The following is a 12338-nucleotide window of genomic DNA, read 5'->3' as shown; positions in this document are numbered from 1 at the left end:
GTCAGTCACCGCGGCTGAGTTGACGCCGTCCATTGGCGGCCGTCGAAGTAACGCATGATATTCGGATTGTCAGGGGCCGGGTACCAACCTGCCGGAGCAGTCAATGCGGGCCCGACGGGGTAATACTGTTGTGCCGCAGATGGTTTCGACGCAGTGCGCACGGCAAGCACGACGCCGACAATGATCGCCGCGACGAGTCCTATTAGAAGGAGTAACACCAAACCGAAGGTCCCAGCCATCATGCCGACTACCTTAACCGGTCGCGAGCGTGCGCAGTTGTACGCCGAAACGGCGTCGCACGCGTACATTTGCGCACGCTCGTCCGCCTATTCCGACAGCACCTCGACGGGCACTTCGTCGTCCCAGGGCTGCCGCGTCACCATGTCGGCGACACGCACGAACCCGCGCTCGAACTCACCGGTGGCCGCATCGACCAGCCGGTAGGCCTGCGTCTGCTTGTGGATCGGCTGCGCGTCGAGCAGGACCACCCGTACCTCGCCGGGGGCGAAGTTACAGCGCTGCTGCATCGCGGTGATCAGTTGTTCGTTGTGCATGTGGCCGTCACCGAAGTTCCACCCGATCGCGGTGCTGCAAATCCGTTCGCCGTCGGTGATGACGTAGTCGTCCTCGTTCTGTCCCGCCATGGCGCGGTGCGCCAACGTGAACAAGGCGCGACCGTGGGTGTTCATGGCCCGAAACGCGTATCCCAAATACATCGGGATCTCGGCGCGGTCCTTGCCGTAGAAACGCTCCAGCTGGGCCTGCGGCATGCTGGCGATGGCCACGATCCCCCGGCCGATCTTCTCGCTCGCCGAGGGCTTGATGCACCACAGCGTGGTGTCCCAATTGCCCGCGTAATAGCGCATGCCGGGCAGGAACGAGATCTTGCGCGGAAACATGTTGCCCGCGATCACTATTCCCGCGATCAAGCCGATCAGGATCGCCACCGGCACCGCGTTTCTCACGTCGGACAGGCCTAGGCGGGCATGGCCGACGAACAACGCCAGCACCCCGAAGATCATGAAGACGTTCCATTCCAATGGAACTCCCATGGGGATGGCCGTCAGGATGCCCAGGTGGAAGCACACCATCACGATCGCGGCCACCGTCGTCGGCCAACCCCCGTGCGCGAAGAACAGCACCAGCGGCACGCACATCTCGATAAAGGTGCTGACGTGGGCGAAGAGCCGCGATAGTAGGCCCGGCCGTAGGTCGTCGGGAAACTTCTCGAAGAACATCCGCTTGACGAACCGCGGCCGGAACAGCGGGTTGTTCGACATCATCGTGGAAATCACGAACGGGAAGTGCTTGTTGAGCTTCGACGTGGCCGCACCCATCCAGATCACCAGGAACACCAGCTTGGACGCGACGATCATGTCGGTAGCGCCGAACAGGAAGGTCACCGCCAGCGTCGCGTAGACCTCGCCGCGGGCGGCCAGAAAGATCACCTTGTCGCGCAGCCCGAGCACGCCCAGCGTCAGCAGGATCAACACGACCTCCCACACCGGCAACAGCCCGACCTTCGTGCCCAGCTCCCGAACCGGGCCGCTGCCGTCGGAAAACAGGGCGCCCAGGAGCAACACCACCAGCAGCCCGTACAACGCGACGTCCACCGGCTTGCGCACCGTGCCCTTGGTCAGGGGAACGCGATCGGGCCACGGTGGCAGCCGGATGGTGCCGAACCGCATCCAATACAGAATGGAGCCCATCGGCGGGAAGAACCGGTTGTTGAGCGGCCCGAAACCGCAGCCGAGTCCGATCACCTCGAACAGCATCGTGTAGAGCACGACCTTCTCGAACACGATCGGCTCCGCGTACCACGACTTGACGTCGGTGAATCCGTCGATGCCCTTGGTACTCAAGACAATCAGCCAACCGACCAAGACGTAGAGCAGGATTTTCACCACGTAGAACAGGTGCAGCGCGACCGGCGTCCCGAAGCCCACCTCGGCCCAGTGGCGCGCCATCGGGCGGATCTTTTCGCTGCGGGTGCCTTTGCTCCATTCGGCAATGTCGACCTGCGGCAGGTCGGGCGTCAGAAATCCCATGGCCGACAGATTAGAACGCGTTCTAACCGTGCGCATCGGTTGCCGTCGCAGAGAGACGGTAACGCGCTGCCGCAAACCTGGCACTTGGCCTGAAGCACCGCGTGGTGGATGCTTAGGAGATGGTTCTGACCAGCAAGACCAGCAAGCGGCGCTTCGCCGCGTTGGCGGCGATAACCGCCATCTCCCCCGTCGTTCTGACGACGGGTCCCGTCGCGCGCGCCGACACCCCTGGACCCGGAGATGCGTGTACGGCCCTGCACGCGACAACCCGCGACGCCAACGGCCGGATGATGTGGTGCAACCCGACGATGACCGGCGCTCACAATTTGGTGTGGCAGTACGGCGGACCGGCCTGACGGCCGCTCAAGAGCCGTCAGCCGAAGATTCCCGACGGAATCACCGGCGCCTGGTCCAGCACCTGCGGATCGACCAACACATTCAGCGCGCTCAGCGCCCCGGCGGGCAACTCGGCCAACCCGTCGACCGTTGACAAAAACCTTTGTTGCTCAACCGGTTTCACCACGCCGTCGGCAAGCTCGGCGAACTTCGCCCGGTATTGTTCGCGCCCGAATGGCCGCGTGCCCAGGGGGTGGGCGTCGGCCACCGCCAGTTCATCGCTGATCACCTCGCCGCTTTTCAGCGTCACCTCCGCACGCGCGCCGAAAGCCTTCTCGGCCGAATCGGTGGAGTGATAGCGCCGGGTCCACATCGGGTCCTCGACGGTGGAGATCTTGCGCCACAGCTCGACCGTGTCGGGGCGATGCGCCCACTCGGGGGCGTACGAGCGGTCATGGTGCCACGTGCCGTCCTGCAGCGCGACGGCGAAGATATAGGGCAGCGAATGATCGAGCGTTTCGCGTGAGGCGTCCGGGTCGAACTTCTGCGGGTCGCCGGAACCGGTCCCGATCACCACGTGGGTGTGATGACTGGTATGCAGCACGATGCCGGCGATCTGATCGAGATCGCCGATGCGTTGACGCAGGCGACGGGCCAGGTCGATCGGTGCCTGACTCTGGTACTCCGCGGCATGCTCTTTGGTATAGCTGTCCAGGATTGCCCGCTTGGGCTCGCCCGGCGCGGGCAGCGGCACCCGGTATTCGCGCTCGGGGCCGCCGAGCAGCCAGGCGATCACGCCGTCTTCGCCTTCCCAGATCGGCGCGGGCGCTGCCTCCCCGCGCATCGCGCGATCGACCGCCTCGATGGCGATCTTGCCGGCATGCGCCGGCGCGAACGCCTTCCAGCTGGAGATGGCGCCTTTGCGTGATTGGCGGGTGCTGGTGGTCAGGTGCAGCGCCTGTCCGACGGCATGATAGATGGTCTCGGTGTCCAGCCGCAACATCGTCCCGAGGCCGGCGGCGACCGACGGGCCAAGATGTGCGACGTGGTCAATCTTGTACTCGTGCAAGCAGATTCCGCGGACCAAGTCGATCTGGATTTCGTACGCGGTTGCCACGGCGCGGATCAGGTCGGCGCCGGCGACACCGAGTTGCTGCGCGACCGCGATGAGCGGCGGGATGTTGTCTCCCGGGTGCGAGTAGTCGGCAGCCAAAAACGTGTCGTGGAAATCGAGTTCGCGGACCGCGACGCCGTTGGCCCAGGCCGCCCACTCCGCCGAGTAACTGCCGTCGACGCCGAAAACGCCGGCCCCGGGTCGCGCACGATGCGCAAGCGCTTGCTGCCGGGCCACCGTGACCGGTCGGCGCAGCACCGATGCGGCGCTGACGGCGGCGTTGTCGATGATCCGATTCAGTACCATTTCGGCGGTCTCGGGCTCGACGGCCACCGGATCGGCGGCGACCTCCGCGATTTTGGCGGCCAGGTGCTCGCTACGCGGGAAGTCGTCGGCGCTGCGCCGGCTCCGGACCTTATGCGTCAACATGGTCCACCCGCACGCGCCGGGCTAGCGGTTAGGCGAATTGTTCTCGCTTCGAAAGAGCTTGGTGATTCGGCGAATAGCTCGTCCGACGGGACTGCGCGCTCGTTGGGATTCCCTGATCCTGTCGAATGTTTGCTTACCCTCCGCTGCGTAATCGTTGACCGTTTCGTCGCCTTCTTCAGCGCGCATCTCTAGGCTCCTCGTCCTTCGGCTGGGTTTTGACGCTGGGGCGGCTCTGCGGGCGTCAGCCGCTCGGGGGGCTCTGCGGGCGTCAGCCGCTCGGGTGATTCGGCGGGCGTCAACCGTTCGGGCGTTTCCGCCGGCGTTCCGCGTTCGGGTTGCTGCGGGTCCGAGCCGGCCGGGCGCGTCACCGTGGACGGTCCTGCGGCATGGTCAATCATCGCTACTCCTTTGATTGGCTCGAGGTTGGCTACCCACCAACGCGGCGCACCAAAACGGTGGCTGGTCGAGCGGGCCGCCAAGCTGCCAGGAAAGGGCACATGCGTACCAGAAATTTGCGCAAACGATGCCGAATCGCATAATTTGTGGGCCGAGGGATCGGGAGAACGGGATAGCCCTTGTCAGACATGGGGCCGGCCACGCGCCGATTGAGTCTGGTGCCCGTGAACAGCACTGCCCGCGAAGCGGCCGCAGATGCTCGCGCGTGGGTCTCGAAAGCGCTGTGTAAGGAAACAGATCCCGACGCGCTCTTCGTGCGAGGAGCCGCACAGCGCAAGGCTGCGGTGATCTGCCGTCATTGCCCGGTGATGCAGGAATGCGGGGCGGAGGCGCTCGACAACAAGGTCGAGTTCGGCGTCTGGGGCGGCATGACCGAGCGCCAGCGCAGGGCTCTGCTCAAGCAGCACCCTGAGATCGTGTCCTGGACGGATTTCTTCGACAAGCGCAGGACCCGCTCAATCGGGTAGGTGCCTCCACGTAGCGCCGCTGTTATTCGGCCTGCTTGACCGGCGGGCGGTAGAAAATCGCCAGCTGACCGATGGCCCCGGCCAGACCCAGCCCCACCGCGACCGCCAGACCCTTCCAGCCGGTGAGCCAGAGGTTGTCGCCGAAGATCAGGTAGTCCAGGCTGAGCTTCCCCGGCCCCAGCGTGGCGACGACGACCGCGCTGACCGCCAGCACCAGGTTGTACTCCCAGCCCTCCTTGACGATGAAGAAGCCGTTGGGTCGGTGCACGGTCCAGGCCGCGACCAGCATGAGCGAGACGAAACCCGCCGCCGGGATCGGGGTGAGCAGCCCGGCCGCCAGTCCCAGTCCGGCCGCCGTTTCCGTGCTGGCGGCAACCACGGCGTGGAACTTGCCGGGCTTCATGCCAATGCTTTCGAACCAACGTGCGGTGCCAGGTATCCGGCCGCCGCCGAAGAACTTGTTCAGGCCGTGCGCGGCGAGTGTCAGGCCGAGCATCAGCCGCAGGATCAGTAACCCAACATCGTAGGCAGTCATACGTGCAAACGTAGAGCATCACCGTCGGACGGTGAGCGCCGAATCCAGCAGCCGGAGGTAGGCGTCAACGTCCGGGACGGCCGACTCCGCGGAATGGACGCTGACCGCGACGGTGTCCCCGATGCCGTGCACCCCGTGGGTCAGGCCCATCGCCGGTGACAGCGCCGGATATCCCGCCGTCAGGGCCACCGGTATGCCCCCGAAGCTCAGGTCGGCCGCTCCGCGGTGGACGCTGGACACCACCGTGTTGCCGGCCACCTGCGCCGGCCGGAGCCCGGGGTCGAACTGGGCTACTCCCCAACGCAGCAACGGGGCGGGGACGGCCGAAAAGGCCCGCTCGGCGCTGCGGGCAGCGGGATGCTCGAACCGCCGGCGGCCGTTGGCCAAGTCGGTCGCGATGCGCTCGGCACGGGCATCGCGCGCGAGTTCCGGATAGAGGCCGACCGCCACATTCCCGAAGTGGTTATGCGCATGGCGCACACCGGGTTTCGCCATCGGTACCTCGGCGCCCAGCGAATTTCCCGGTTCACCGAGCAGATCGGACAGCGCTTCGGACACCGCGGCCAGCACCCCGACGGTCACCGTCGGGCCGGGCAATTGCGAGCGGTGCCGGACCAGCGTGCGCACCGAACGGGCGCCGTCGGGGCGAGCATTGGTGGCCAGCGGCGGCCGCGAACCAGGCCCCGGCGCCAACACGCCCGACTCCAGATCGCGAACCAACTGTCGGTGGGTGCGCGCCGCCTGCACCGCCCGGCACGGCAAGAATCCAGCGGGAAGCCGTAGCACGTCGGGCACCGGATGCGCGCGACCGAACAGCCACGCGGCCATGGCCGAAGCACGGGTGCCATCGGCCAGCGCATGCGGAACTTGCACGACCGCAACGGTTCCCGGACCGGTGACGCCCGGTATGCCCAGCACCGGCGTGAAAACGTGTACCTGCCAGGGCATTCGACGAACGTCGAGCTGGCGGTCGGCGAGGCCGACCACCGCGGCCAGACAACCGTGCCAGCCGTCGTCGGCGAGTTGGTGGTGCACGGTCTGTGCGGAATCCACGGCCGCCGGTACCCACTGCGGATAGGTGAGAGCACATCCCTCCTCGAGTCGCATGCTCAAGTCAGGGCAAGTGCGAGCCCGTGCGCGGACCGCGTCGAGGGCGCCGTCCAGATCGGCGGGCACACCGGCGAACGCATATAGCAGGAACTGGTCGTTGGGGATCTTGGCCGACATCCAATAGAACTGCGCGTCGACGGCCGCCATCCGGTATGCGGCCATGACCTCAGCCGGGCGAGCCGACGAACGCCAGAATCAACTTGGCAACTTTCTCCGGCTGTTCGAGTTGCAGGAAATGCCCGGCGTGCTCGACGATCGCCATTTCGCTGCCGGGCGGCAGCACCCGTTCGGTCCAGTATGCGAAAGCTGGTGCCATGCAACCGTCGTCGCGACCATGCAGGTAGAGACTGGGCAGGATGGGTGGTTGGGTCCACAGCCGGTTCAACTCCGCGTACCGGGACGGCGGACGGGGATGGCGAATGACGGCCCGGTAGGGTCCCAGCGCTGACCGCCAGCTCTCCGGCGTCCCGATCGCGGCGTCGACATGACGCAGATCCTCATGGGCGCCCCGATAGCCCGGCGACCACCGCCGCCACAGCAGCGGAAGTATCCAGGACGCGGAACGCTCAGGCAGCCAAGGTAATTGGAAGTAGAAGATGTACCAGAAGCGTAGTAGTTGGCGTGCCACTTGGAGGGCGAGCCGGCCGCGTTCGGCGGGCCTAGCCGGCGCCCGAAGGGCTACCGCGGGCGGCACCGACATGATCACAGCTCTGACGAACGGGGTGTCCGGCATGGCGGCCAGGCCGGTGGCGGCGATGGCGCCCCAGTCGTGACCGATCACCACGTCGTGCTCGGTACCGCCGGCCGCCGAGCGCACGCGCAGGGCATCGTCCATCAGCGCGCCGACGTGAAAGGAACCGTCGGCCGGAATCGACGACGGCGCATAGCCGCGCATGAACGGCGCCACGACGCGCCAGCCCGACTCGACCAGCCGCGGAGCGATTTTGCGCCACCCGTAGGCGGTGTCGGGAAAACCGTGCAGGCACAACGCAATTGGACCCTCGGGCGGCCCCCAGGTGAGCGCCTTCAGGTCCCCGCTCGGGCCCGGTACGTCGATCCAGCGCGGCTCAGTCATGGGGTGCTACCTGTTCGGCAAGCGTCTGCGCGCATGACTGACAGGTTACCGGGGGCAGCGCACCCATTACCGTCTTAGCTATGACGACCTCGGCGCAGGCTCGCCGCTGGGCCAAGACGGACGCCACGCAGCGGCGGATCCTCGACGCCGCTACCGAGGTTTTCGCCACCCGAGGATTCACCGCCGCGACGATGGCCGATGTGGTGGCCGCCTCCGGCGCCAGCATCGGCAGCATCTATCACCACTTCGGCGGCAAGAGCGAACTCTTTTTGGCCATCTTCGAGCAAATGGCCGACGCCATTGACCGTCAAATCGATGCGGCGATGCAGCAAGCCGGCCCGTCCAATCCGCGCCGCACCTTCGAACTACACGTGCGGGCCTACCTCGAAGCGATGTGGGAGAACAGGCGCCGCGCCCGGGTGTTGTCGTCCGGCGACACACCGGCCGGATTCGAAACCGCCCGTCGTGACCGCATGCAAGCCGCATTCCGCAGCTGGATGACGGTCCTGGAGCTCGACAAGTCGGTTCGCGGGCAACTGCTCAGCCGGGTGCTGATCGCGACCATGGCCGAGTCGTCGCTGATGGTCGCCGGCTGCGAAGATCCTGGCGACGTGCCGGCGATCATCGAGGCGACGATCGAATGGATCGACCGGCTTATCGGGTGACTCGTGCAGGACACGCCTAGACTGGCGCGATAATGGCCGAATTTCGCGTCCGCCAAGCGGTTTCTGCAGACATCGAGCACATTGCTACGCTGTTGGTCGCCGTCGATCTCTGCAAGCCGGACGGATTGGAATCCAAGATCAGCCGATGCCTTGATCGCTCGCCCGAAACTTGTCTGGTCATCCTCGACAACGAGGACTGCGTCGGCGCCGCGCTGTCTTTCTTCAACGGATTTCACATCTTTTTGAGCCATATCGCCGTGGTGGCCGAGCATCAGCACGCGGGCGCCGGGAAATTGCTGCACGACGCCCTCGTTGACCGCGCACGTCAGCTCGGGGCGGCCGGAATCATTGCCGACTCCTGGCTCACAGCCGCGGGTTTCTTCTACGGACTGGGCTACCGGCTGCCAGGTGCGGTCTTCCTCATCCGCAGCCTCAGCTGATCGATGCGGCGTTTTCCAAGTCGGCGATGACGATCTTGCGCATGCCGTACATCGCTTGGGTGGCCGCCGCGGCGCGGTCGCGGTCCGGATCGCTGATCAACTCGTAGAGCCGATCCGGCACGATCTGCCAACTCAGCCCGTAGCGATCCTTGCACCAGCCGCACTGGGATTCCTCACCGCCGTCGGTGAGCCGGTCCCAGTAGTAGTCGACCTCGTCCTGGTCTTTGCAGTGCACCGTGAACGACACCGCCTCGGTGAATTGGAACGCCGGGCCGCCGTTGATGCCGATGAATCGCGTGCCGTCCAGCACGAAGCTTCCGCTCAACACGGTGCCCGGCTCGCCTGGCCCCGCCTCCGTGGTTCGGTTGAATCCCTCGATCCGCGAGTTGGGGAACACCGAGGTGTAAAACTCGGCCGCCTCCTCCAGGTCACCGTCGAACCACAGCGAGGGGGTTATCGCGGGCATGAGCGCCTCCTTGTCGTCAGGTCTTGTCCCACAGATAGACCGACGCGGTGCCCAGAACTCACCGCGGACGGTCGTTGACAGTTTTAGAACGCAATTCTAATATGTCTGAATGACCGCTGTTGCGCGGGAGCCCGTCAAGCTGTGGGCCAATTCCGGTGACTCTCACGTCATCGAGCCACCCGACCTGTGGCGGTCGCGGCTGCCCAAGCGGCTGGCCGAGCTGGCGCCGCGCAGCGAGAAGGATCCCGACGGCGGATGGGAGTCCATCTATGTCGACGGCCAAGTGTTCCGCCGTCGCCTGCCGAGCATGGCCCAGCAGGAGTTCATCGAGGCCACCGTGGCCGCGGCGGGCTGCCGCGACGTCGCCCGACGGCTGGCCGACCTGAACGGTGAAGGCATTTGGGCCGAAGTGGTGTTCCCGTCGCTGGGCATGTGGTGCAGCGCATTTCGAACTCCGGAGCTGTTACGTGAGGCGATGCGGGCCTCCAACGACTGGTGCAAAGACACCATCATGGACTACTCGCCGCGCCTGATCCCGACGGCGCAGGTGTCCACCCTGGACATCAGCGACGCCGTCAGCGAGCTGAAACGTTGCGGCGCAATGGGATTCAAGGCCGTGTTTCTGCCCGTCGCGCCGCATCCCGCGCAGCGCGACTACCACTACGACGAATGGGAACCGTTCTGGGCCGTCGCCGAGGACATCGGCATGGTGATCGCCTTCCATATCGGAACCGAGCCAATCGATTTCGCCGCCGGCGGCTCGATCGGCACCACTTACCACGGGCCCGGCGGAGCGGTGCTCAACTACACCGAGACGTCGTTCGGCGGCCAGCGGGCGGTGGTGAAGCTCGTCGCGTCGGGCGCATTGGACCGGCACCCCAACCTCAAAGTGCTGGTCGCCGAGGGCGGCGCCACCTGGGTCCCGTTCATCGTCGACCGGATGGAAGAGGGCTATCGCCAGCACTCGATGGCGGTGCGCCCGAAGCTCAAGCGCAGCCCGCGCGAGATCGTCAACTCGCAGGTGTACGCGTCGTTTCAGCACGACTCTTCGGCGATCGCCGCGATGACGGCGATGGGCTTCAACAACGTCTTGTGGGGCAGCGACTACCCACACCTCGAGGGCACCTTCGGCCACACCCAAACCACGCTGCACCAACTGTTCGACGACGTCGACCCCGCCACCAGGGACCGCATCCTGGTCGGCAGCTTCGCCGAACTCTTTCCCGAAGTGCCCGCGCCGCCACCCCACGGAGCCGATGGTTAAACGGCCTATGTAACGTCAAACCATGAGCGTGGTGAGCAGCAGCCCCCAGACGGTCGAGTTTTCCGGGGTCGATGGGATCACTCTGGTCGGCGACGAATGGAACCGCGACGCCGCAGCCGCCGACCGGCCGACGATCCTGATGTTGCACGGTGGCGGACAGAACCGGTTCTCCTGGAAGAGCACCGGCCAGATCCTGGCCGACGAGGGCTACCACGTGGTTGCGCTCGATAGCCGCGGGCACGGCGACAGCGACCGCGCGCCCGACGCCGACTACGCGGTGGAGACGCTGCGGACCGACGTCTTGCATGTGCTGGATGCGATCGGCCGCCAGGTGGTGGTGATCGGGGCCAGCATGGGCGGGCTCACCGGCATCCTGGTCGCCGACAGCGCCGGCCCCGAGCGGGTGACCGGACTGGTGCTGGTCGACGTGGTGCCGCGCTACGAGAAGACCGGCAGCGCCCGGATCCGGGATTTCATGCTCACCAACATCGACGGCTTCGCCACGCTCGAGGAAGCCGCGGATGCCGTCGCCGCCTATCTGCCGTACCGCGAGAAGCCGCGCAGTCCCGAGGGGCTGAAGAAGAACTTGAGGCTGCGCGACGGACGGTGGTATTGGCACTGGGATCCGGCGTTCATGACCGCCCCGGGCGACGACCCCGAGTTGCGGACCGAGGCTTTCGAAGAAGCCGCGCTCAACTTGAAGATCCCGATCCTGTTGATCCGCGGCAAGCTCTCCGACGTGGTCAGCCCCGAGGGCGTTCAGCATTTCCTGGACACAGTGCCACGCGCCGAGTTCGTCGAACTGTCCAACGCCGGACACACCGCCGCCGGCGACGACAACGACGCGTTCAGCGACGTCGTGGTGGACTTCGTCAGGCGGCACACGCACGCCTGAAACGCGCGGGCCAGTTAGTTCGCCGGCTTCTCCGCGTGTCCGCCGAACTGCTTGCGCATCGCTGACAGCGCTTGGTTGGCGAAGTCGTCGAGGCTGCGGGAAGCGAACCGGGACTGCAGCGCGGTCGTCAGCACCGGTGCGGGAACTCCCTCGTCAATCGCCGCGATTGCGGTCCAGCGGCCCTCCCCGGAATCGGAGACCCGGCCGGAGAATTCCTTCAGCTCAGGCGATTCGTGCAGCGCGCTCGCGGTCAAATCCAGCAGCCACGAGCCGATGACGCTGCCCCGCCGCCACACCTCCGCGATTTCGGGAAGGTCGAAATTGTATTGATAACACTCGGGATTGGGTAACGGGGCCGTTTCGGCGTCACCTTTTTCGATGCGAGTTCCGATGTCGGCGTTGCGCAAGATGTTCAGACCTTCGGCGAGCGAGGCCATCATTCCGTACTCGATGCCGTTGTGCACCATCTTGACGAAGTGTCCGGCACCGGTTTTGCCGCAATGCAGGTAACCCTTTTCGGCTTGGTCGATTTCGCCGTCACGTCCCGCGGTGCGTGGCGCGGCGTCCACCCCCGGTGCGATGCTGGCGAACAGTGGCTCGGCATGCCTGAAGGAGTAGTCGTCGCCGCCGACCATCAGGCAGTAGCCGCGCTCACGGCCCCACACACCACCGCTGGTACCGCAGTCCAGTAGGTGAATATCCTTGTCGGCTAACGTCTTTGCATGACGGAAATCGTCACGGTAATAGGTGTTGCCGCCGTCGATGACGATGTCCCCGGACTCGAGTGTGTCGGCCAGGTCGTTGATCACCCCGGTGGTGATGTCGCCCGCCGGCACCATCACCCATACCACGCGGGGAGTGTCGAGTTTGTCGCGCAGCTCCTCTAGTGAGGAGACGCCGGTGGTATGGTCCTCCCCCGCCATCGCCTTGACCGCCTCGGCGTCGTGGTCGTACACCACGCACTCGTGTCCGTCCTTGACCAAGCGACGGACGATGTTCGCACCCATCCGGCCCAGGCCAATCATCCCTAGCTGCATA

Annotated in this window: 15 protein-coding genes; 6 read left to right on the top strand and 9 right to left on the bottom strand. The window is 65.7% G+C overall.

Annotated features, from left to right (window positions below; translation table 11 throughout):
* Nucleotides 1–5: 5 nt before the first annotated feature.
* Together AC5Y2L_RS26440 and AC5Y2L_RS26435 are read right to left on the bottom strand one after the other, a co-directional pair.
* Nucleotides 6–239 carry a DUF2510 domain-containing protein gene (locus AC5Y2L_RS26440; RefSeq protein ID WP_499945278.1) on the bottom strand — a complete coding sequence of 78 codons (234 nt, stop codon included), beginning with the start codon at nucleotides 237–239 and terminating at the stop codon, nucleotides 6–8.
* A gap of 87 nt (nucleotides 240–326) precedes the next feature.
* Complete coding sequence (locus AC5Y2L_RS26435) at nucleotides 327–2048, bottom strand: DUF3556 domain-containing protein (protein ID WP_499933030.1); 1722 nt, start codon at nucleotides 2046–2048, stop codon at nucleotides 327–329.
* Between the two features lie 119 nt (nucleotides 2049–2167).
* Here AC5Y2L_RS26435 and AC5Y2L_RS26430 point away from each other — a divergent pair, with 119 nt between their 5' ends.
* Entirely contained in the window at nucleotides 2168–2404 is a 237-nt protein-coding gene (locus AC5Y2L_RS26430) for a hypothetical protein (protein ID WP_499933031.1), read from the top strand.
* A gap of 17 nt (nucleotides 2405–2421) precedes the next feature.
* On the opposite strand, the gene prpD is transcribed toward AC5Y2L_RS26430, so the two are convergent.
* Nucleotides 2422–3927, bottom strand: a complete 1506-nt coding sequence (gene prpD / locus AC5Y2L_RS26425) for a 2-methylcitrate dehydratase PrpD (protein ID WP_499933033.1) — start codon at nucleotides 3925–3927, stop codon at nucleotides 2422–2424.
* A gap of 188 nt (nucleotides 3928–4115) precedes the next feature.
* Nucleotides 4116–4325, bottom strand: coding sequence for a hypothetical protein (locus tag AC5Y2L_RS26420; protein WP_499933034.1), 210 nt, complete (start codon nucleotides 4323–4325; stop codon nucleotides 4116–4118).
* A 177-nt stretch (nucleotides 4326–4502) separates the two neighbouring features.
* Here AC5Y2L_RS26420 and AC5Y2L_RS26415 point away from each other — a divergent pair, with 177 nt between their 5' ends.
* The gene (locus AC5Y2L_RS26415) at nucleotides 4503–4850 is read left to right on the top strand and encodes a WhiB family transcriptional regulator (RefSeq protein ID WP_499933036.1); all 348 of its coding nucleotides are present in this window, start codon (nucleotides 4503–4505) and stop codon (nucleotides 4848–4850) included.
* A gap of 22 nt (nucleotides 4851–4872) precedes the next feature.
* On the opposite strand, the gene AC5Y2L_RS26410 is transcribed toward AC5Y2L_RS26415, so the two are convergent.
* From AC5Y2L_RS26410 to AC5Y2L_RS26400, 3 genes are read right to left on the bottom strand one after another with little or no spacing between them, the layout of a single operon-like run.
* Nucleotides 4873–5385, bottom strand: coding sequence for a DoxX family protein (locus AC5Y2L_RS26410; protein WP_499945260.1), 513 nt, complete (start codon nucleotides 5383–5385; stop codon nucleotides 4873–4875).
* Nucleotides 5386–5403: 18 nt separating this feature from the next.
* On the bottom strand, nucleotides 5404–6657 hold the full coding sequence (locus AC5Y2L_RS26405; RefSeq protein WP_499933039.1) for a WS/DGAT domain-containing protein: 1254 nt from the start codon (nucleotides 6655–6657) through the stop codon (nucleotides 5404–5406).
* A 4-nt stretch (nucleotides 6658–6661) separates the two neighbouring features.
* On the bottom strand, nucleotides 6662–7570 hold the full coding sequence (locus AC5Y2L_RS26400; protein ID WP_499933041.1) for an alpha/beta fold hydrolase: 909 nt from the start codon (nucleotides 7568–7570) through the stop codon (nucleotides 6662–6664).
* A gap of 80 nt (nucleotides 7571–7650) precedes the next feature.
* On the opposite strand from AC5Y2L_RS26400, the gene AC5Y2L_RS26395 reads away from it, so the two are divergent.
* Together AC5Y2L_RS26395 and AC5Y2L_RS26390 are read left to right on the top strand one after the other, a co-directional pair.
* Nucleotides 7651–8235, top strand: a complete 585-nt coding sequence (locus tag AC5Y2L_RS26395) for a TetR/AcrR family transcriptional regulator (protein ID WP_499933043.1) — start codon at nucleotides 7651–7653, stop codon at nucleotides 8233–8235.
* Between the two features lie 32 nt (nucleotides 8236–8267).
* A complete protein-coding gene (locus tag AC5Y2L_RS26390) occupies nucleotides 8268–8675 on the top strand; it encodes a GNAT family N-acetyltransferase (protein WP_499933045.1) in 408 nt (135 codons plus the stop codon).
* Here the strand turns inward: AC5Y2L_RS26390 and AC5Y2L_RS26385 are convergent.
* Complete coding sequence (locus AC5Y2L_RS26385; RefSeq protein ID WP_499933046.1) at nucleotides 8668–9141, bottom strand: VOC family protein; 474 nt, start codon at nucleotides 9139–9141, stop codon at nucleotides 8668–8670. The genes AC5Y2L_RS26390 and AC5Y2L_RS26385 overlap by 8 nt on opposite strands.
* A 109-nt stretch (nucleotides 9142–9250) precedes the next feature.
* On the opposite strand from AC5Y2L_RS26385, the gene AC5Y2L_RS26380 reads away from it, so the two are divergent.
* Complete coding sequence (locus AC5Y2L_RS26380; RefSeq protein WP_499933048.1) at nucleotides 9251–10405, top strand: amidohydrolase family protein; 1155 nt, start codon at nucleotides 9251–9253, stop codon at nucleotides 10403–10405.
* Between the two features lie 22 nt (nucleotides 10406–10427).
* On the top strand, nucleotides 10428–11300 hold the full coding sequence (locus tag AC5Y2L_RS26375; protein ID WP_499933049.1) for an alpha/beta fold hydrolase: 873 nt from the start codon (nucleotides 10428–10430) through the stop codon (nucleotides 11298–11300).
* Between the two features lie 14 nt (nucleotides 11301–11314).
* Here the strand turns inward: AC5Y2L_RS26375 and gnd are convergent, their stop codons facing one another.
* Nucleotides 11315–12337 (bottom strand): phosphogluconate dehydrogenase (NAD(+)-dependent, decarboxylating), encoded by a 1023-nt coding sequence (gene gnd / locus AC5Y2L_RS26370; RefSeq protein ID WP_499933051.1) that lies wholly within the window; start codon nucleotides 12335–12337, stop codon nucleotides 11315–11317.
* Between the last annotated feature and the right edge of the window lies 1 nt (nucleotide 12338).

The sequence above is a fragment of the Mycobacterium sp. NGS66 genome (assembly GCF_059812225.1).
The sequence above is the reverse complement of the archived record's forward strand: the minus strand, read 5'-3'. Positions and strand labels throughout refer to the sequence as shown.